Genomic DNA, 21766 nt, shown 5'->3' with positions numbered 1-21766 from the left:
ACTTGGGCTATCTGTTTGTTTTCAATATAATTAACGTATCTTTGTCGGCATAATATTGAAAACACCGCAGGCTTTAATTATATGAATCGACGCTACTATTGTTTGCTTATCGTTCTGTTTTTTGCTGTTCTTATTCAGGCGGCAGCAGCGGAACGTACATACAATATCCTGTTTATACAGTCATACACCTCACAGACTCCTTGGCATAGCGACCTTAATCAGGGGTTGGTCAAAGGATTTAAAGAAAGTGGCCTGAAGGTGAATATAACAACGGAGTATCTTGATGCCGATTTTTGGGCATTCAACTCCGAGAAAGTAATTATGCGTCGTTTTTGTCAGCGTGCTCGTGACAGGCAGACCGATTTGATTATAACAGCAAGTGATGAAGCTTTCTATACTCTTTTTGCCTGTGGAGATTCGTTGCCTTTGCAGATACCGGTCGTGTTTTTCGGCATTAAGTATCCTGATATGGAGCTGATTGCTACTCATCCCAATGTTTGCGGGTTCACTGCCAATCCGGATTTTGATGTCATATTGCGTCAGGCGCAAAAGATATTTCCCCAGCGGAAAGAAGTGGTATGTGTGATAGATAACAGCTTTTTGAGTAACAAAGGCCTTGAAGATTTTGAAGAAGAGTGGAAAATCTTTCAAAAAGACAATCCGGATTATAGAATGAAAGTCTATAATACCCAAAATCATACAACGAGTCACATCATTGCTGCTATTTGTTACCCTCGTAACAGCTACGAACGTCTGGTGGTTGCTCCTAAATGGTCGCCTTTCCTTTCATTCGTTGGCAAAAACTCAAAAGCTCCCGTATTTTCGAGTCAGAATGTGGGGTTAACTAATGGCGTATTCTGTGCATACGATTCCGATAGTTATGCTTCAGCATTATCGGCAGCTCAAAGGGCTGCTTTAGTCTTAAAAGGTACATCTCCCCAAGAAATAGGAGTGACAGAAATCACGCAGGGATTCATCTATGACTATAAACAGTTGGATTATTTTCATATTGACCCTGATAAAGTATCCTCTAGCGGAACCATCGTCAACGAACCGTATTGGGAAAAATATAAATACCTTTTTATACTGCTCTATCCGTCTATCCTGGCGTTGCTGATAGCTTCTATCGTGTGGTTGATGCGTGCCAACCGGCGTGAGTCCAAACGACGGATTCAGGCACAGACCCGTCTGCTCGTGCAGAATAAACTTGTGGAACAGCGTAATGAGTTTGATAATGTATTTCATTCCATCCGTGATGGTGTGATAACGTATGATACCGATTTGCACATTCATTTCACAAACCGCTCCTTATTACAAATGCTGCATTTGCCGTATGATTCAGGGGGCCGTTTTTATGAAGGAATGATGGCAGGCAGCATCTTCAAGATATATTATAACGGTCAGGATATTCTTCATTCTATGCTGAAGCAGGTAGCTGCTAAAGGAGAAAGTGTGAAGATACCCCAGGGAGCTTTCATGAAAGAAGTGCATAGTGATAAATACTTCCCGGTGTCGGGGGAAATAGTCCCGATCCGTTCAAAGGATACGATTACCGGTATGGCACTTTCCGCACGGAATATTTCGAATGAAGAAATGCAGAAGCGTTTCTTTGATATGGCAGTAGACGAAAGCTCCATCTATCCGTGGCAGTTTGATATGGAAACCAACTGTTTCATTTTCCCGCAAGGTTTCTTGAAACGTCTTGGATACGATGAATCGGTTACTACCATCTCCCGTGATGAAATGGATCGCACTATCTATCCTGATGATTTGAAGGAAATAAGTCCGTTATTTAATAGAGCATTGACAGGAGAAGATTCTAATACCCGTCTGAATTTCCGTCAGCGGAATGTCAACGGAGAGTATGAATGGTGGGAATATCGTTCTTCCGTAATCACGGGATTGACACAAGATTCATTGTACAATATATTAGGTGTTTGCCAGAGTATCCAGCGATATAAGACTGCCGAGCAGGAGATGAGAGAGGCTCGTGATAAAGCCCTCCAGGCTGACAAACTGAAATCGGCGTTCCTTGCCAACATGAGTCACGAGATTCGGACTCCGTTGAATGCGATTGTAGGTTTCTCCGATTTGCTAAGCGATACGAGTGGTTTTACAAGCGAAGAGATTGCCCAGTTTATCGGAACCATTAATAAGAATTGCGGCCTGTTACTGGCTTTGATTAATGATATTCTTGATTTGTCACGTATCGAATCGGGAACCATGGAATTTATGTTCGCCGAGCATAACCTGCCGCTGTTATTAAAGACCGTCCATGATTCTCAACGCTTGAATATGCCACCGGGAGTAGAACTGGTGTTGCGTATGCCCGAAAGTGATAAGAAATATCTCACGACAGATAATGTACGCTTGCAGCAAGTCGTGAATAATCTGATAAATAACGCTGCTAAATTTACGAGCAGCGGTTTCATTACTTTCGGCTATGAAGATGATGAGGTTCCCGGCTACACCCGCATCTTTGTGGAGGATACCGGAGTCGGTATTTCTGAAGAAGAGGTATCCGTCATATATTCGAACGATTCTATAAAGTCGATAATTTCACCCAAGGAGCAGGTTTGGGATTAAGTATTTGTCAGACCATCATCGAACGTCTGAATGGTACCATCTCCGTCACCTCCGAAGTAGGTAAAGGCACTCGTTTCACTGTGCGCCTTCCTAACTACTGCGAATAATCGAACGTTCACTTTTGGGCATAGTGTCCGAAAATGGACACTTTTCTTATTTTCTAATCTGTTGATAATAAAAACTTTACTTTTTTGGCACATCGTTTGATTCTCTCATAGTGGAAAATACTGTGTATAATGAAAAAGAAAAGTATATTGTTTGCTCTTGCTGCCGTTTGCCTGCCGTTGGCATTGTCGGCACAGAAGGAAAGGGAAATAACCTTGAATGAAGCTATTGCTATGGCGCGTATTCAATCTGTTGACGCTGCTGTTGCCTTGAATGAATTGAAAACGGCCTATTGGGAATTTCGTACCTTTCGTGCTGATCTTCTGCCGGAAGTCAACTTGACCGGAACCCTGCCCAATTATAACAAATCGTATAGTTCCTATCAAAATTCGGACGGTTCTTACGGTTTCGTCCGTAATAACACATTGGGGCTTACCGGTGATCTTTCTATCGATCAAAACATCTGGCTTACCGGTGGTAAACTCTCGCTGACTTCCTCTCTCGACTATATCAAGCAATTGGGAGCCGGAGGAGACCGGCATTTTATGTCGGTTCCTGTCACATTACAACTTACACAACCCATCTTTGGAGTCAATAATATAAAGTGGAACAGACGCATCGAACCGGTTCGTTATGCCGAAGCGAAAGCAGCTTTTATCACTGCTACCGAAGAAGTGACGATGCGTGCCATCACTTATTACTTTAATCTTTTGTTGGCAAAAGAAAATCTTGGCACGGCGAAACAGAACCAGACAAACGCCGACCACCTTTATGAAGTAGCCCTTGCCAAACGCAAAATGGGGCAAATTTCCGAGAATGAACTCTTGCAGTTGAAACTCTCCGCTTTAAATGCGAAAGCTGCATTGACGGAGGCAGAGAGTGATCTCAATGCCAAGATGTTCCAGCTCCGTGCCTTTTTGGGAGTAGGAGAGGATGAAGTACTAAACCCGGTTCTTCCCGAAGCTGTGGATGGCCCGAGGATGGAGTACAATCAGGTGTTAAATAAAGCATTGGAACGTAATTCTTTTGCACAGAATATCCGTCGCCGCCAGTTGGAAGCCGACTATGAGGTAGCTACCGCACGCGGAAATTTGCGTAGTGTCGATTTGTTTGCAAGCGTAGGATATACGGGTGAGAACCGGAATTTTCCGGCCGTTTACAGGAACCTGCAGGATAATCAGATTGTTCAGGTAGGCGTTAAGATTCCGATTCTCGATTGGGGAAAACGCCGTGGGAAAGTCCGGGTAGCCAAGAGCAACCGGGATGTAGTGCTTTCAAAAATTCGTCAGGAACAGATCAACTTCAATCAGGACATTTTTCTGTTGGTGGAGCATTTCAATAATCAGGCACAGCAGTTGGACATAGCGAAGGAAGCCGATGCAATTGCACAGCAACGTTATAAGACCAGTATTGAAACTTTCCTGATAGGCAAAATTAATACCTTAGACCTGAATGATGCGCAGAACTCTAAAGATGAGGCAAGACAGAAACATATTTCCGAACTCTATTATTATTGGTATTACTATTATCAGATTCGCAGTCTGACGCTATGGGATTTTCGTACCAATACCGAACTTGAAGCTGATTTTGATGAAATCATCCGGCAATAGAAAGGGTAGGAAAAAGCTTTTGAATCTTATGGAGGAACTTGCAGTAAATAGTATTATTTTCTATTCCGTTCTTGCTTTTTACGAATTAATTTCGTATCTTAAGAGTTTTAATCCTTTCGGAGACAGGTGGTCATATTATAGAGTGCCAATAGTCATCTTATAAGATGATATTTATCACTCTATAAGGTGACTTTTGTCCCATTGTAACTGGATAATTACTCGACTGCATAAACAATTATAAATTACTGTACTGAAAATCTTTATTTAGTGCAGTGGAAAATCTTAAATACAATAATAAGAAAACAGCTTTATTACGTAACTTGTATTATTGAAGCGTGCATTCCGTGATTTATATATCAATCATTTGGTAGCAAACTATTTATTAGTACCTTTGGAGTGTGAGACAAAGTTGTTAATTGACTGGGCAAAACTCAAATATAACTATGATTCTGATAATTGACGATGACAGCGCAGTGCGTTCTTCGCTTAGCTTCATGTTGAAGCGGGCAGGATATGAAGTACAGACCGTTCCCGGTCCACGGGAAGCTATGGAAGTGGTACGTTCCGTAGCTCCGGATTTAATCCTGATGGATATGAACTTCACTCTTTCTACAACGGGTGAGGAGGGTTTGACCCTACTCAAACAAGTAAAAATATTCCGTCCCGAAACACCGGTGATATTGATGACTGCTTGGGGAAGTATCCAACTTGCTGTGCAAGGAATGCAGGCAGGAGCTTTTGATTTCATAACGAAGCCCTGGAATAATGCTGCCTTGTTGCAACGCATCGAAACGGCACTCCAACTTTCGGGCACTCCACAGGAACCAACGCAGGAACAGAGCGATTCTTTCGACCGCAGCCACATCATCGGGCGTAGCCAGGGATTGATGGATGTGTTGAATACGATTGCCCGCATAGCAAAGACCAATGCCTCTGTTCTCATTACAGGGGAAAGCGGGACAGGTAAGGAATTGATAGCCGAGGCCATTCATATCAACAGTCAGCGTGCCAAACATCCCTTTGTGAAAGTGAATCTTGGAGGTATCTCCCAAAGCTTGTTCGAAAGTGAAATGTTCGGACACAAGAAAGGAGCTTTTACCGATGCTTCCGCAGACCGTATCGGACGTTTTGAAATGGCAAACAAAGGGACGATTTTCCTGGATGAAATAGGTGATCTCGACCCTTCGTGCCAGGTGAAGTTACTGCGTGTATTGCAGGATCAGACATTTGAAGTGCTCGGCGACAGCCGTCCGCGCAAGACGGATATCCGGGTAGTATCAGCCACCAATGCCGATTTGCGCAAAATGGTAGGCGAACGTACTTTTCGTGAAGACCTCTTCTATCGTATCAATCTGATAACAGTGAAACTGCCGGCCCTGCGCGAACGTCGTGAAGATATTCCTTTGCTGGCACGTCATTTTGCCGACCGTCAGGCGGTAACCAACGGATTGCCCCGTACGGAGTTCTCTGCCGATGCCCTGCAATTCTTGAGCCGATTGCCCTATCCGGGGAATATTCGTGAATTGAAGAACTTGGTGGAACGTACCATTCTGGTAAGTGGTAAACCGCTGCTTGATGCTTCCGATTTTGATGCGCAGTATATTCGCCACGATGACGCAAGAGTGACCGAAGGCGCAGCTCTGGCCGGTATGACTTTGGATGAAATAGAACGCCAGACCATTCTTCAGGCGTTGGACCGTTACAAAGGAAATTTGAGTCAGGTAGCTACGGCATTGGGTATCAGCCGTGCAGCACTCTATCGTCGTCTCGAAAAATATAATATAACAATGTGATAAATTTAGGCACGTGCCTAATAATATTAAGATTAACCGTTAACCACAGATAACGTGCGTATAAAAGGATTCTTTTACATACTAGTCTTTCTGCTGCTGGCATTAGGTAGTGTATTGCTGTTCCTTTCCAGTCAACTGAATACAATCTTTTTCTACATAGGGGAGGGGCTGATACTTTTCATCCTCATTTATCTGACCTTTTTCTATCGTAAGATTGTGAAGCCGTTGAATACAATCGGAAGCGGTATGGAACTGTTGCGTGAGCAGGATTTCAGTAGTCGTCTTAGTCCTGTAGGCCAATATGAGGCCGATCGTGTGGTGAATATCTTCAACCGCATGATGGAACAACTCAAGAATGAACGTCTCCGCCTGCGTGAACAGAATAATTTTCTTGATTTGCTGATTAAAGCTTCTCCGATGGGAGTGATTATAACTTCCCTTGATGAAGACCTTTCGGAATTGAATCCGATGGCTCTGAAAATGCTGGGTGTTCGTTTGGAAGACGTACAAGGCAAGAAGATGAAAGAGATTGATTCTCCGTTAGCGGTGGAATTAGCCAACCTCCCGAAAGGAGAGAAGGTAACCGTCCGTCTGAACGACTCGAATATCTACCGGTGTACTCATTCTTCTTTCATTGATCGTGGATTTCAGCATCCTTTCTACTTGGTAGAAACTCTCACCGACGAAGTGATGAAAGCGGAAAAGAAAGCATACGAGAAAGTGATTCGCATGATTGCCCACGAAGTGAACAACACGACTGCCGGCATTACTTCCACACTGGATACGGTAGAACAAGCCCTTTCCAGCGAAGAAGGAATGGAAGACATCTGCGACGTGATGCGTGTATGTACCGACCGTTGTTTCTCGATGAGTCGTTTCATCACCCGTTTTGCCGATGTGGTGAAAATCCCCGAACCGACACTCTCTTCTGTCAATCTGAATGATTTGGTTTTCACCTGCAAGCGGTTTATGGAAGGAATGTGTAATGACCGTCGCATCACACTCCGCATGGAAATAGACGAAAGTCTGAAAGATGTGATGCTGGATGCCGCTTTGTTTGAGCAAGTACTCGTAAATATCATCAAAAATGCAGCGGAAAGCATTGAAGCCGATGGGGAAATAATAGTCCGCACCCTCGCTCCGGCTACTGTTGAAGTGATAGATAACGGTCAGGGAATCAGCAAAGAAACAGAAGCTAAACTGTTCAGTCCTTTCTTCTCTACCAAACCGAACGGTCAGGGAATCGGACTCATCTTTATTCGCGAAGTACTGATGCGTCATGGGTGCACATTCTCTTTGCGAACCTATGCCGACGGACTGACCCGATTCCGTATTACTTTCCCCTAATTGTGTCAAATAAGAACATTTCTTCCGTCAAATAGACCTTTTTTTGTCTTGAAATCACTCCTACCTTTGCCCCGCTCAATTCAATAGGATTTAAGGTATGAGATTAATGAAAAAAGGCACATTGACGCTCTTTCTTTTATTGGCTATCAGTATTCCGCTCAGTGCGCAGTATGTGGTACAAGGGGTGGTGACTGATTCTCTGACCAAAGAACCTTTGCCTTATGCATCTGTACGCTTAAAAGACACGACCGAAGGAACTACTACCGGAAGCGACGGACGCTTTTACTTCAAAACCCACCGCTCCGAAGCAGTGCTTGTAATCTCTGTAATCGGATATAATGACTATGTCCGCACCATTCGCCCTGCCCGTAATGCATCCTATAAAGTAGCACTTGCGCCTACCGAATACGCGCTTGGTGAAGTGGTAGTCAAACCCAAACGTGAGCACTACCGGAAGAAAGATAATCCCGCCGTAGAATTTGTCCGCCGCATGATTGAAAGCCGTGACAACTACTCTCCCTACGAGAAAGACTTCTGGCAACGCGAACGTTATGAAAAGACCACCTTTGCGTTGAATAACTTCGATGAAGAGAAACAGAAAAAATGGCTATATCGTAAATTTGATTTCCTGACAGAATATGTAGATACTTCTGCCGTTACCGGTAAACCGATTCTGACGGTATCAGCCCGTGAACTGCTTGCCACAGACTATTACCGGAAATCTCCCCGTTCCGAGAAGCAATGGGTGAAAGGACGCAAACAGGCCGGTGTCGATGAGTTTCTCTCTAAACAAGGGATGCAGGCAGCCATCAATGAAGTCTTCAAAGACGTCGATATCTACGAAAACAACATTTCCCTGTTTACGAATAAGTTTGTCAGTCCCTTGTCCCGTATCGGCACAGGCTTTTATAAATATTACCTGATGGACACGTTGCAGATTGCCGGAGAGCTTTGTGCAGACCTCGCTTTCACGCCTTTTAATTCCGAGTCTTTCGGTTTCAACGGACACCTGTATGTGACGCTCGACTCTACCTACTTTGTTAAACGTGCCGTATTCAACTTTCCCAAAAAGATAAACCTGAACTTTGTAGACTACATGTTGCTCGAACAGGAATTTAAGCGCGCTGAAGACGGCACACGCCTGCTCGATCATGAAAGTATCACTGTTGAGTTTAAACTGACCGAAGGACAGGACGGTATTTTTGCCCGCCGGGTAGCGGATTACAGCAACTACACCTTTACGCCGACTGCTGAAGCCGACAAAGCCTTCACCAAACCCGAACGTATTATTGAAGAGACGGAAGCCCTGTCGCGTCCCGAATCATTCTGGGCGGAGAATCGTCCGCAAGCCGCCATCTCCCAGCAGGAAAACTCGGTAGACCGCCTGATGACACAATTACGCAGTTATCCGGTGTATTACTGGACGGAGAAAGTGCTTTCCATTCTCTTTACGGGATATATTCCCACCTCCAAAGAAGCACCACTTTTCTATATCGGCCCGATGAATGCCACTATCAGCGGTAACACATTGGAAGGCCCCCGTATCCGTGCCGGAGGTATGACTACCGCCTGGCTCAATCCGCACCTGTTTGGCAAAGGATATGTGGCTTACGGGTTTAAAGATGAAAGAGTGAAAGGATTGGCGGAACTGGAATATTCTTTCAAGAAGAAGAAAGAATACGCCAATGAATTTCCTATCCATTCATTGAAATTGCGTTACGAATCAGATGTGAACCAGTATGGACAAAATTACCTGTATACAAGCAAAGACAATGTGTTCCTGGCCTTGAAACGTGAGAAGGACGACCGTATCGGCTATTTCCGGCAGGCGGAGATGACCTATACCAATGAGTTTTATTCCGGCTTTTCTTTCCAGTTGACAGCGCGTACACGGAAAGATGAGTCCTCCTACCTGATTCCTTTTTTAAAGAAAGAAGGAGATACCTACACCCCGGTAAAAGATTTCTCTGTCAGTGCGGCAGAGTTGAAACTGCGTTATGCTCCGAACGAGAAATTCTTCCAGACCCAATGGAACCGTTTTCCCGTATCGTTGGATGCACCGGTGTTTACCTTGTCTCATACCATTGCCGGAAAAGGAGTGTTGGGCAGCGATTACACTTACAATCATACCGAAGCCGGTATTCAGAAACGTTTCTGGTTTTCCGCGTTCGGCTATACGGACGTTATACTAAAAGCAGGTAAAGTGTGGGATAAAGTACCTTTTCCGTTGCTTATCATGCCTAATGCCAACCTTTCTTATACCATCCAACCGGAATCTTACTCGTTGATGAATGCGATGGAGTTTATGAACGATGAATATTTCTCGTGGGATGTTACTTATTTCCTCAACGGATGGCTGTTCAACCGGGTACCGTTGTTGAAAAAACTAAAATGGAGGGAAATAGTTTCCTGTCGTGGATTATATGGACATTTGAGCGATAAAAACAACCCGGCTTTGAGTGACGGTTTGTTCGCTTTTCCGATAGAAAACACACAAACAATGGGAAAAACACCTTATGTGGAGGCGGGTGTCGGTATTGAAAACATTTTCAAGGTGTTACGTTTGGACTATATCTGGAGGCTCACTTATCGTGATTCGCCCGGGATTGACAGATCAGGCTTGAGAATAAGTCTCCATATGACCTTTTAAAAGTTAAATCCTGCTAATTGCAATGTTTATATGACAAATAAAGACTGTATTAGTAATTAATTAATCTTATTTTTGCATCAATTTTAGTTTAATTTTAATAGAATAGAAATGAAACAAGAAATTAAACCCGCTACCGGGCGTCTTGGCGTACTGGTAGTCGGAGTGGGTGGTGCGGTAGCTACCACGATGATTGTAGGTACACTAGCCTCTCGCAAGGGACTGGCAAAACCGATAGGATCTATTACACAGTTAGCCACAATGCGCATGGAGAACAACGAAGAAAAACTCATCAAGGACGTTGTGCCCTTGACGAATTTGGAAGACATTGTTTTCGGAGGATGGGATATTTTCCCGGACAACGCATACGAAGCTGCTATGTACGCCGAGGTTTTGAAAGAAAAAGACCTGAATGGAGTAAAAGAAGAGTTGGAAGCTATCAAACCGATGCCGGCTGCTTTCGATCACAACTGGGCAAAACGTCTGAACGGTACACACGTGAAGAAGGCTGCTACCCGTTGGGAAATGGTAGAACAACTTCGTCAGGATATCCGCGACTTCAAAGCTGCTAACAACTGCGAACGCGTAGTGGTGCTTTGGGCTGCAAGTACTGAAATTTACATTCCGCTGTCTGACGAACACATGTCACTCGCTGCTTTAGAGAAAGCAATGAAGGAAAACAATACAGACGTGATTTCTCCGAGTATGTGTTACGCGTATGCTGCTATTGCAGAAGGTGCTCCGTTCGTAATGGGGGCTCCTAACTTGTGTGTGGATACTCCTGCTATGTGGGAATTCTCTAAACAAAAGAATGTACCTATCTCCGGTAAAGACTTCAAGAGTGGTCAGACACTGATGAAAACCGTATTGGCTCCGATGTTCAAAACCCGTATGCTGGGTGTGAACGGTTGGTTCTCTACCAATATCCTCGGTAACCGCGATGGTGAAGTGCTCGATGATCCGGATAACTTCAAGACAAAAGAAGTCAGCAAGCTGTCTGTAATCGACACTATCTTCGAACCAGAAAAATATCCGGATCTCTACGGAGATGTTTATCATAAAGTACGTATCAACTACTATCCTCCCCGCAAAGACAACAAAGAAGCATGGGACAACATCGACATCTTCGGATGGATGGGCTACCCGATGGAAATCAAGGTGAACTTCCTTTGCCGCGACTCTATCCTTGCAGCTCCTATCGCTCTTGACCTTGTGTTGTTCAGCGACTTGGCAATGCGTGCAGGCATGTGTGGCATCCAGACTTGGTTGTCATTCTTCTGCAAGAGTCCGATGCACGATTTCGAACATCAGCCCGAACACGACTTGTTTACACAATGGAGAATGGTAAAACAGACATTGCGTAACATGATTGGTGAAAAAGAACCTGATTACTTAGCTTAATCAGTAACCCCAAATAATAAGTTGAGATTGAGATTTACCATCCTATAAAGACTGGTGGATGCTCAACCTCAACTTTTACTTTTTTATTGTACAAATTCCCCATTCGTTGGGGGACTCGTGACACAACCGACTCGTAGTTTGTAATTAGTAATTAGTAATAAATGAAGCGTCCTCCCTTTCTACCTGTTTTTATAGGCACGGGCTTTGGCTCCGGTTTTTCTCCTTTTGCTCCCGGCACGGCTGGGGCGTTACTGGCTTCTATCATTTGGATTGCACTTTATTTTCTCCTTCCTTTCTCTTGGGTATTATGGCTGACTGCCGCTTTGGTGATTGTATTTATATTCGCCGGCATTTGGGCTGCCGATAAGCTGGAGACTTATTGGGGAGAAGATCCTTCGCGTGTGGTAGTAGATGAGATGGTGGGAGTGTGGATACCGTTGTTGGCTGTTCCCAATGATGACAAATGGTTTTGGTACGTGATTGCGGCTTTTGCCCTGTTCCGTATCTTTGATATAGCCAAACCGTTGGGCATACGTCGTATGGAAAGCCTGAAAGGTGGAGTAGGGGTCATGATGGACGATGTTTTGGCGGGAGTGTATAGTTTTATATTGTTAGTGGGAGCGAGATGGGTGATTGGCTGAAAAAAGTTGCACGGATGATTTCCCAGAAAGGCGGCATCTTCATGTTTTTGAGGGCGCAGCTTTCTGCTCAAATGGCAACTATTGCAGACTTTCTCGTTACGATTCTTCTGGTCAGGCTGTTTGATGTCTACTATGTATATGCCACCCTGGCGGGGGCTATCTATGGAGGAATCGTTAATTGCGTTATCAACTATAAATGGACTTTTAAATCGAAAGGAAAGAAAACACACGTTGCTGTAAAATTTATCCTTGTATGGGTTTGCAGCGTTTGGCTCAATACGTGGGGAACGTATGCACTGACGGAATCATTGGCGAAGATTCCCTGGGTACGCAACACACTTAGCCTGTATTTCGGAGATTTCTTCATTATCCCTAAAGTGGTAGTGGCAATCATCGTGGCACTGTTTTGGAATTATAATATGCAGCGCTTTTTTGTTTACCGGAATATAGATATCAGAAGTTTATTCGGAAAAAGAAACTGAAAAAACGGATTGAAAAGACTGATGAGAAAACGAAAGAATTAGATATATACAGATTGAGAAAACAGAAGATTTAGATAAAAATAGCTATAAACAGATTTAAACAGATGAATTACAGAGATTATTTACAACAGTTGATTTATAAGATTATCAATCCCCTGATACGCGGAATGATTAAAATAGGAATCACTCCTAACTTTATCACCACTACCGGATTTATCCTGAATGTAGTAGCGGCAGGTATGTTTGTATATGCCGGCATATATGGCGGACAGAACGATTTGGCCATTATCGGCTGGGCAGGAGGTGTGATTTTGTTTGCCGGACTGTTCGATATGATGGACGGACGTGTAGCTCGCCTAGGCAACATGAGTTCCAAGTTCGGTGCGCTTTACGATTCAGTACTCGACCGTTACAGTGAATTGATGACTTTCTTTGGTATCTGTTACTATTTATCAATGAAAGATTATTTCCTTTATGCACTCATTGCATTTGTGGCACTAATCGGCTCACTGATGGTAAGCTACGTGCGTGCCCGTGCCGAAGGCTTAGGAATTGAATGTAAAGTCGGATTCATGCAACGTCCGGAACGCGTAGTGCTGACCAGTCTCGGAGCTTTGTTCTGTGGCGTTTTCAAAGATATCACCGTTTTCGAACCAATCCTGATTATGATTGTTCCTCTGGCTTTTGTTGCCCTGTTTGCCAATATCACGGCATTTGCTCGTGTGAGACATTGCTACAAAGCGATGAAAGAATGAATTAATTTATTGTTGGACGATTTACTATTTACATCGTACATCCTAAATAGTACATCGTAAATAGTCCAATAGTAAATAGTCTAGTTGTCTAATCAAAACATTATAATGATAAAGAATATTCAAATGCCGTCGAAGAGAGAAGCCCTGACTGTGACAGTCATTATGGCTCTTTTCCTTTTGCTGACAAGTATCTTCATCGGGCTTCGTTCCGAGCACCTGTTAATGGCGGTACTCTATTTAGTTTTATTTTTTGCCGGATTACCTACTCGTAAGTTGGCTGTGGCCCTGTTACCTTTCGCCATTTTTGGAATCTCGTATGACTGGATGCGTATTTGCCCCAACTACGAAGTGAACCCGATTGATGTGGCCGGACTGTATAATCTCGAAAAGTCTCTTTTCGGAGTAATGGATAATGGTCTTCTGGTTACTCCTTGCGAATACTTCGCTGCACACAACTGGCCGATAGCGGACGTTTTTGCCGGAATCTTCTACCTTTGTTGGGTTCCCGTTCCCATCCTGTTCGGTCTTTGCCTGTATTTCAAGAAGGAAAGAAAAACCTACCTTCGCTTTGCGTTAGTATTCTTGTTTGTCAATTTGATTGGTTTTGCCGGTTATTATATTCATCCGGCCGCTCCGCCTTGGTATGCCATCAACTACGGTTTCGAACCGATATTAAACACACCGGGTAATGTTGCAGGATTGGGACGCTTTGATGCATTCTTCGGAGTAACCATCTTTGATTCTATCTACGGGCGTAATGCTAATGTTTTTGCGGCAGTGCCTTCACTGCACGCGGCCTATATGGTAGTTGCATTGGTGTATGCCATTATTGGTAAATGCAGGTGGTATGTGGTTACTCTTTTCTCTATTATCATGGTCGGCATTTGGGGAACAGCTATTTATTCATGCCATCATTATATCATTGATGTATTACTTGGCATCTCTTGCGCGTTAATCGGTTGGCTGGTATTCGAATACATATTGATGAGAATCCCGGCGTTCAAAAGATTCTTCGAAAGATATTATACGTATATAAAGTAAGATTATATGTGAATAAAGTGAGATATATACCCATACAAAAAGCAAGTATATACTCATATAAAAGCAGATATATACCCATATAAAAAATAGATATAAGTCTCACAAATAGTGAAGAACAAGTACCGTAATATATTTCTCGCTTTTGGTATCATTGCCGTTCTGATAATGATATTCACTTTTGATATGGATTATCAGGAGCTTTGGCTGAATTTGAAGCGTGCAGGGGTATATTTACCTTTGGTTTTGTTGCTATGGCTGTTTGTCTACCTTATTAATACAGTATCGTGGTACATCATCATCCGTAGTGGTGGTAAGACGGGGTTTTCATTTGTCCGGCTCTACAAATTCACAGTAACAGGTTTTGCGCTTAATTACGTGACTCCTGTTGGGCTGATGGGAGGCGAACCATATCGTATTATGGAGCTGAAACCCTATATAGGAATAGAACGCGCCACCTCTTCCGTGATTCTTTATGTGATGATGCATATCTTTTCCCACTTTTGCTTTTGGTTAAGTTCAGTGTTGCTTTACGTTTGTCTCTATCCGGTGGGGTGGATGATGGGGATAATCTTAGGAGCTATTACTGTCTTTTGCTTGCTGATTGTTATTCTTTTTATGAAAGGCTATCGGCAGGGGATGGCTGTGGCTTTTGTCCGTATGGGTGGTCGTATTCCTTTTCTGAAAAAGAAAGTATTTCATTTTGCAAATGCGCATAAAGAGAAGTTGGAGAATATAGACAAACAAATTGCCCTTCTCCACCAACAAAAGAAACAAACCTTTTATAGCGCCCTCATACTGGAATATACCGCCCGTGTAGTCAGTTGTCTTGAAATATGGCTGATACTGAACGTGCTGACCACCCATGTCAGCTTTGCCGACTGCTGCCTGATTGCGGCTTTCTCTTCTTTACTTGCTAATCTGCTGTTTTTCCTGCCTATGCAATTGGGAGGTCGTGAAGGTGGCTTTGCCCTCGCCGTAGGCGGCCTTTCCCTTTCCGGAGCTTACGGAGTCTATGCCGCTTTGATTACCCGTGTACGCGAAATGGTCTGGATTGTAATCGGACTTGTACTAATGAAAGTAGGAAATTTTAAACAATCAAAAGAAAGATATTCTGCTTAAATTTATAACTTTGTCTGATCTATAAAGACCCTTATGAAGGGCTCTATAAAAGAACTTATAGAAAAACTTGTCAAAGGAGTTCTATCTGGATCTATAGAAAAGACTGACGAAAAGACCTATAAAGAAAACGACAATGAATAATTTTATCTTTTACAGCCCTACTGAATTCGTGTTCGGTCGGGATACGGAAGCGCAGACCGGAGTGTTAGTACAGAAATACGGTGCACGTAAAGTGATGATTGTTTATGGCGGCGGTTCCGTGATACGTAGCGGCTTGTTGGCCCGTGTTGAGAAATCATTGCAGGAAACAGGTATTCCCTATTGTATGCTGGGCGGTGTACAGCCTAACCCGATAGACACGAAAGTGTATGAAGGAATCAACCTCTGCCGGAAAGAAAACGTAGACATGATGCTCGCCGTTGGTGGTGGCTCTGTGATTGATACGGCGAAAGCCATTGCAGCCGGAGTTCCTTACAACGGAGATTTCTGGGATTTCTACATCGGAAAAGCCATTGTGACGAAAGCATTGAAAGTAGCCGTTGTGTTAACGATTCCTGCTGCCGGAAGCGAAGGTTCCGGTAACACCGTCATCACGAAAGTCGATGGCTTACAGAAATTAAGCCTCCGTGCTCCCGGTGTACTACGTCCTGTTTTTGCCGTGATGAACCCCGAGCTGACCTACACACTTCCTCCTTTCCAAACCGCCTGCAGCATTGCCGATATGATGGCACACATCATGGAACGCTATTTCACCAATACAAAAGAAGTGGAAATAGGCGACCGCTTGTGCGAAGGTACACTGCTTACCATCATCAAAGAGGCAACTACCGTCATGAAAGACCCCGAAAACTACGGAGCCCGTGCCAATCTGATGTGGTGCGGAACGATCGCCCACAATGGAACCTGTGGTGTAGGTTGTGAAGAGGACTGGGCTTCCCACTTCCTCGAACATGAAATCAGCGCCATCTATAACGTGACTCATGGTGCCGGACTCTCCGTAATCTTCCCTGCCTGGATGACATGGATGACAGAACACAATGTGGGTAAGATAGCCCAATACGCCATCCGAGTGTGGGGAGTGGCAGAATCAGACGATAAAAAGGCGGTAGCCCTTGAAGGAATTTCCCGTCTGAAATCCTTCTTTACTTCCATCGGCCTGCCTGTGACCTTCAAAGAACTTGGCATTGAGAATCCCGACATCGACCGCCTTGCAGATAGTCTGCACCGGAATAAAGGTGAATTGGTAGGCAACTATGTCAAATTAGCGAAACGGGACAGCAAAGAGATATACCGTCTGGCATTATAAAAAACAGATATAACCGACAGCTGCATCATTTGCCTTTTGATAGAGGATAAATGATGCAGTTATTCTTTTTGCTATTGATTAATACCTAAACAGAAGCAAAAAGATTTTGCTTTAATTATATTTTGGTATAATAGTTGTGTAAAATACCTAAAATTCGTGATTGCTCCGTCTATCATATAAGAATACTTTTGCGGGTGTAATAACTATATATATCCGTTATGCAAAAGCTAAATTCCGGGGCTTTGAATAGAATCTTATTGTTTGTATACATTTTATCACTATCTACTAATGCAATAGCCCAAAACAAAAATAATTCAAAAGAGACATATCTTCTTCCTCCACACGGAAATTATGTTTATGGCCGGGTGATTGAGAAACTCTCTAAAGAACCGATGGTAGGAGTGACGATTCGTTTGGATGGTCATTCTACTGGTGTAATTACCGATATAAACGGTTGCTATGTATTGACCCTGCCCGAAAAAGGCGGTCTGGTTATCTATTCTTACATCGGTTTTGAAACCCGTAAAATCAAAGTCACTTCCCGGCAGAAAGTCGATGTGCAGATGGTAGAAGCTACCGAAAGTATTCAGGAAGTGATTGTAACCGGCTATAACTCCATACAGAAAGAAAGTTTCACAGGAAATACCACAAAGATAGAGAAAGAAGACCTGTTAAAAGTCAACCCGAACAACCTGATTTCGGCCATTCAGACTTTCGATCCCTCTTTCAGAATACAGGAGAATCTGGCTGCTGGTTCCGATCCCAACAGCCTGCCTCAATTCGTCTTGCGTGGTCAGACCGGTATCGGAGAAACGACACTTGGGCAGACCTCCACCTCCTCCATTTCGCGGGAAGTGCTAAGCGGTAATTCCAACCTGCCTATCTTCATACTGGACGGCTTTGAAGTCGATGTAGAAAAGATATACGACCTCGATATGAATAGCATCCACAGCATCAATATCCTGAAAGATGCTGCCGCCACTGCCATGTACGGTTCACGTGCGGCCAACGGAGTAATTGTCATTGAACGGCGTGCGCCCGAAGCCGGAAAGTTCCGTGTACAGTATTCCGGAGTACTTTCTGCCGAACTGCCGGATTTATCCTCCTACAATCTGATGAACGCCCGTGAGAAGCTGGAAACCGAACGCCTGGCAGGACTATATGACAGCAACACCCCGGAAATAGACCCCTATACCAACGGTTACTACCAACGACTCAATAATGTACTGACAGGTGTCGATACCTATTGGCTTTCTCAAGGACTGCGCACGGCTCTGAACCATAAACACTCCGTTTTCATAGACGGTGGAGAAAACGACGTGCGCTGGGGAGTGGAACTGGGATTCAGAGGAACGGAAGGAGTGATGAAACACTCTTCCCGTAAGAATGCCAATGCCGCTTTTTATGTAGACTACCGCATTGGCGGACTACAAATAAAGAACAAAGTGACCTACACTTATAACAAAAGCACAGATGTCCCCTTCAATTCATTCAGCGATTACTCCCATTTACTTCCTTATATGCGTCTGTATGATGAAAATGGCGATTATGTGCGCCGTCTCGAAAAGTTCGACGGGGCTAGCGGCACACAAGTAAATCCACTGTACGAAATCAACTTCTACAACAGCTTCGACCATTCCGGTTATGATGAAGTAACCGATGATCTTAGTCTGAATTGGCGTATCACCGACGGTCTGCGTCTGCGCGGTCAGTTCTCCGTCCTGATGAGAAATTCTACCGGTGATCTGTACAAAGATCCCGCATCGGCCAGTTATTCAGCCAGTACAGGCAACATCAATGGTGAAAAAACAGAATCCACACAAAAGAGAACAGTGATAGACGGAAGCCTGTCACTCATGTACAACAATACCTTCAAGGGACACAATCTCAATATCTGCTTGTCCTCCAACATGAGACAAACGCAGAGCACTGCTTCCGAAACACGTTACCGGGGATTCCCTGGTGGCGACCTTGTCTCTTCAAACTATGCGGCAGAAGTATACGGAAAGCCCAGCAGCTCCGACAATACCACCCGCTTGGTAGGAGCCTTGCTTACTTCCAACTACACCTATAACAATATCTATCTCGCCGACCTTACAGGACGTATCGACGGTTCTTCCGAATTTGGTTCCGATAAAAGATGGTCCATGTTCTGGTCAACAGGAGCAGGAATCAACATTCATAATTATGATTTTATGAAGTCGAACGAACTCTTCTCCATGTTGAAGTTCCGTGCCTCCTACGGACTGACCGGAAAGACCAACTTCTCCCTCTATTCGGCCAAAGATATGTATCAGCTGCAAACAGACAGCTGGTATCCCACAGGCTACGGTGTATTCCTCTATCAGATGGGAAATCCGAACCTGAAATGGGAACGTAAATACACCCTCGACTATGGAGTTGAAATCGGACTGTGGCACGATAAAATCTATCTGAAAGCCTCTGCCTACGACGAGCGTACCATCGACCTGATAACCGATTATACCATCCCTTCCTCTACCGGATTCACCTCCTACAAAGAAAACATGGGAAAGGTGAAAAACACCGGCGTCGAACTGGAACTGCGGGCACGACTTTACAGTGACAGAAACTGGCTCTTCCAGCTCTACGGCAGCTTTGCAAGAAACAAAAACACGATTATTGAAATCTCCCAGGCAATGCGCGACTATAATAAAAGAGTGGAAGAACTGTTCAGCGGATATAACCCCGAAAGCAGCTCCGATTCAAAATATGCTAAAACATACCTGAAATATTACGAAGGAGCCTCTCTGACCTCTATTTACGGGATGAAGTCATTGGGAATCAGCCCCACAAACGGCAAAGAAATCTACCTTCGCCGGAATGGTGACGTTACCGATGTATGGTCTGCCGACGAATGGACCATTATTGGCGATACAGCTCCCAAGGGACAAGGCTCATTCGGTTATACCCTGTCCTATAAACAGTTATCCATGTTTGCTTCTTTCCTCTATACTTTTGGTGGAGATGCTTACAACAATACCCTCGTCTCCTATGTAGAGAATGCCGACATTAAAAATGACAATGTAGATAAGCGGGTATTGCTCGACCGTTGGCAGAAACCGGGAGACATAACCACCATGAAAGATATTCGTGACCGTAATGTCACCACCGGCGCATCTTCGCGTTTTGTACAGAAAAACAATACCCTGCAATGGAGTTCATTGACAATGAGCTACAATTTCCGTCCCGAACAATTAAAGAAACTCCATCTATCCGGCCTGCGTCTTTCGTTCACGATGAACGACCTGTTCTATTGGTCTACCATCCGTCAGGAACGGGGACTGGATTATCCTTATTCGCGTTCATTCAATCTGACTACTAACATCATATTCTAACCATACAAATGAAGAAACTAATCAGCCATATACTAATAGCCCTGACAGGAATGTTAGCCGTTTCCTGCAATGCCTGGCTGGACGTAACACCAGAAAATGCGATAGCCGACGACGATCTGTTTTCCACCGGTTTCGGCTACCGGAATGCCCTGAATGGTATCTACACCAATCTGGCGTCCGACGAACTTTACGGTAAGCAACTAAGCTGGGGATTCCTTAGTGCCATCTCCCAGCAATACAATCAAAAGGCGGGAACCATCTCTCCGATGTATGCCGACGCTTCCGAACTTATCTATAACACGGTCGACACCGAACCCGTCGTGACAGCTATCTGGGAAAAAGGCTATAAAGTGATAGCCAACCTGAACAAGCTCATCGAGAACATCCGGCCCACGGACATCTCTTTGTTCGAATACGGAGAAGAAGAGAAAAACCTCATTTACGCCGAAGCCTTGTCATTAAGAGCCATGATGCATTTTGACCTGCTTCGCTTGTTTGCTCCTGCAACGGCAACCAATCCTTCGGGCGCCTATCTTCCTTACCGCGATAAATACGAAGCCGCAGTGGTAGAAAAATGTACCGTTACCGATTTTATCGAGAAAGTCCTGAAAGACCTGCTCGAAGCGGAAGACATTCTGCGTAAGTTTGACACCGAATACCATCCCGAAGCGATGTACGCTTCACAAATGTACGAACCTACTCCCGAATGGAATGCCCGCTACCGCTTCAACTCCGGTTCCTATATAGACGATATGGGAGCATTCTTCTGGTATCGTGGCATCCGCTTCAACTATCTGGCATTGCTGGGGTTGAAAGCCCGTGTCTGCATCTATGCCGGTCCTGCCTATTACAAGAATGCCGAGACAGCCGCCAAAGAACTTTACAACACCTATTATCAGCAGAAACGGTGGATAGGCTTTACAGAAGGAGAGAACATTACCTGCAATCTCAATTCCCGATATACAAAAGTCTCCCACGACATATTGTTCGGCTTGTACAAGAAACAGCTGGCTACGGATTATGAACAGGCCGTATGGGGCTCTTCCTCTTCTTCGTCAACCACCCGTTTGCCGTTGGCAAATATCCCTTCCCTGTTTGCTTCGGACAATACGGGCGTATATACCGACTATCGGCTCACCTACCTGATCGGGACTACCAATGAAACCCAGTCGAAGTATTACACACTGAAGTATAACCCTTCCGTAGAATCAGTAGTAGAAGCAATGGAGAATCCGATGATACCAGTGATCCGGTTCAGTGAAATCTGTCATATCCTGGCGGAGATCAGTAGCTATAATGGCAAGATAACCGAAGGAATCAACTACCTCGAAACAGTTCGAAAAGCCCGTGGAGCTGAACGTACCCTTAGTCTGACAGTCAGCACCCGTGAACAACTGGATGCCGAAATACTGCTCGATATACGGAAAGAAATGATAGGCGAAGGTGGAACCTTCTACACCTACAAACGGATGAACCTCTCCACCGTGCCCGATTCCGACGAGGAAGGAGAAATCAACATGACAGGTTCTTATGTACTTCCATTGCCTACCAGTGAAACAACCAACTAATGCCCGGAT

General features: G+C 44.3%; 13 protein-coding genes and 1 pseudogene. All 14 read left to right on the top strand.

Annotated elements, in window-relative coordinates; genetic code table 11:
* The first annotated feature begins 81 nt into the window (after positions 1 to 81).
* The 14 genes and pseudogenes from KQP79_RS18440 (at position 82) to KQP79_RS18375 (ending at position 21757) form a co-directional block, all read left to right on the top strand.
* Positions 82 to 2693, top strand: a pseudogene (locus KQP79_RS18440) (ABC transporter substrate binding protein).
* Positions 2694 to 2822: 129 nt separating this feature from the next.
* Entirely contained in the window at positions 2823 to 4301 is a 1479-nt protein-coding gene (locus KQP79_RS18435) for a TolC family protein (RefSeq protein ID WP_004300692.1), read from the top strand.
* A gap of 443 nt (positions 4302 to 4744) precedes the next feature.
* Positions 4745 to 6094, top strand: coding sequence for a sigma-54-dependent transcriptional regulator (locus tag KQP79_RS18430; protein WP_008648745.1), 1350 nt, complete (start codon positions 4745 to 4747; stop codon positions 6092 to 6094).
* Between the two features lie 54 nt (positions 6095 to 6148).
* Complete coding sequence (locus KQP79_RS18425) at positions 6149 to 7441, top strand: sensor histidine kinase (protein ID WP_004304220.1); 1293 nt, start codon at positions 6149 to 6151, stop codon at positions 7439 to 7441.
* 97 nt (positions 7442 to 7538) lie between these two features.
* Positions 7539 to 10091 (top strand): DUF5686 and carboxypeptidase-like regulatory domain-containing protein, encoded by a 2553-nt coding sequence (locus KQP79_RS18420; protein WP_138343391.1) that lies wholly within the window; start codon positions 7539 to 7541, stop codon positions 10089 to 10091.
* Positions 10092 to 10199: 108 nt separating this feature from the next.
* Positions 10200 to 11489: an inositol-3-phosphate synthase gene (locus tag KQP79_RS18415; protein WP_004314280.1), complete on the top strand. Its 1290-nt coding sequence runs from the start codon at positions 10200 to 10202 to the stop codon at positions 11487 to 11489.
* A 161-nt stretch (positions 11490 to 11650) separates the two neighbouring features.
* Complete coding sequence (locus KQP79_RS18410) at positions 11651 to 12130, top strand: phosphatidylglycerophosphatase A (protein WP_004314279.1); 480 nt, start codon at positions 11651 to 11653, stop codon at positions 12128 to 12130.
* 14 nt (positions 12131 to 12144) lie between these two features.
* A complete protein-coding gene (locus KQP79_RS18405) occupies positions 12145 to 12612 on the top strand; it encodes a GtrA family protein (RefSeq protein WP_004311318.1) in 468 nt (155 codons plus the stop codon).
* A gap of 104 nt (positions 12613 to 12716) precedes the next feature.
* Positions 12717 to 13367, top strand: a complete 651-nt coding sequence (locus KQP79_RS18400; protein WP_004304216.1) for a CDP-alcohol phosphatidyltransferase family protein — start codon at positions 12717 to 12719, stop codon at positions 13365 to 13367.
* A 123-nt stretch (positions 13368 to 13490) separates the two neighbouring features.
* Positions 13491 to 14408: a phosphatase PAP2 family protein gene (locus KQP79_RS18395; RefSeq protein ID WP_004326585.1), complete on the top strand. Its 918-nt coding sequence runs from the start codon at positions 13491 to 13493 to the stop codon at positions 14406 to 14408.
* 108 nt (positions 14409 to 14516) lie between these two features.
* Entirely contained in the window at positions 14517 to 15527 is a 1011-nt protein-coding gene (locus KQP79_RS18390) for a lysylphosphatidylglycerol synthase transmembrane domain-containing protein (protein ID WP_004311315.1), read from the top strand.
* Positions 15528 to 15660: 133 nt separating this feature from the next.
* Complete coding sequence (locus tag KQP79_RS18385) at positions 15661 to 16833, top strand: iron-containing alcohol dehydrogenase (RefSeq protein WP_004311314.1); 1173 nt, start codon at positions 15661 to 15663, stop codon at positions 16831 to 16833.
* Between the two features lie 218 nt (positions 16834 to 17051).
* Positions 17052 to 20189, top strand: coding sequence for a SusC/RagA family TonB-linked outer membrane protein (locus KQP79_RS18380; RefSeq protein WP_008644674.1), 3138 nt, complete (start codon positions 17052 to 17054; stop codon positions 20187 to 20189).
* 8 nt (positions 20190 to 20197) lie between these two features.
* Entirely contained in the window at positions 20198 to 21757 is a 1560-nt protein-coding gene (locus tag KQP79_RS18375) for a RagB/SusD family nutrient uptake outer membrane protein (RefSeq protein WP_004304210.1), read from the top strand.
* Positions 21758 to 21766 lie beyond the last annotated feature (9 nt).

This window comes from Bacteroides sp. DH3716P (genome assembly GCF_025914115.1).
In the GTDB taxonomy this organism is placed as follows: domain Bacteria; phylum Bacteroidota; class Bacteroidia; order Bacteroidales; family Bacteroidaceae; genus Bacteroides; species Bacteroides ovatus.
Note: the sequence above shows the minus strand (reverse complement) of the source record. Positions and strands in the feature narration are given on the sequence as shown.

Excerpts from the sequence above, each read along its gene's own strand:
- KQP79_RS18435 (WP_004300692.1), top strand. The coding sequence starts at position 2,823 with ATGAAAAAGAAAAGTATATTGTTTGCTCTTGCTGCCGTTTGCCTGCCG.
- KQP79_RS18430 (WP_008648745.1), top strand. The coding sequence starts at position 4,745 with ATGATTCTGATAATTGACGATGACAGCGCAGTGCGTTCTTCGCTTAGC.
- KQP79_RS18420 (WP_138343391.1), top strand. The coding sequence starts at position 7,539 with ATGAGATTAATGAAAAAAGGCACATTGACGCTCTTTCTTTTATTGGCT.
- KQP79_RS18415 (WP_004314280.1), top strand. The coding sequence starts at position 10,200 with ATGAAACAAGAAATTAAACCCGCTACCGGGCGTCTTGGCGTACTGGTA.
- KQP79_RS18410 (WP_004314279.1), top strand. The coding sequence starts at position 11,651 with ATGAAGCGTCCTCCCTTTCTACCTGTTTTTATAGGCACGGGCTTTGGC.
- KQP79_RS18405 (WP_004311318.1), top strand. The coding sequence starts at position 12,145 with ATGATTTCCCAGAAAGGCGGCATCTTCATGTTTTTGAGGGCGCAGCTT.
- KQP79_RS18400 (WP_004304216.1), top strand. The coding sequence starts at position 12,717 with ATGAATTACAGAGATTATTTACAACAGTTGATTTATAAGATTATCAAT.
- KQP79_RS18395 (WP_004326585.1), top strand. The coding sequence starts at position 13,491 with ATGCCGTCGAAGAGAGAAGCCCTGACTGTGACAGTCATTATGGCTCTT.
- KQP79_RS18385 (WP_004311314.1), top strand. The coding sequence starts at position 15,661 with ATGAATAATTTTATCTTTTACAGCCCTACTGAATTCGTGTTCGGTCGG.
- KQP79_RS18380 (WP_008644674.1), top strand. The coding sequence starts at position 17,052 with ATGCAAAAGCTAAATTCCGGGGCTTTGAATAGAATCTTATTGTTTGTA.
- KQP79_RS18375 (WP_004304210.1), top strand. The coding sequence starts at position 20,198 with ATGAAGAAACTAATCAGCCATATACTAATAGCCCTGACAGGAATGTTA.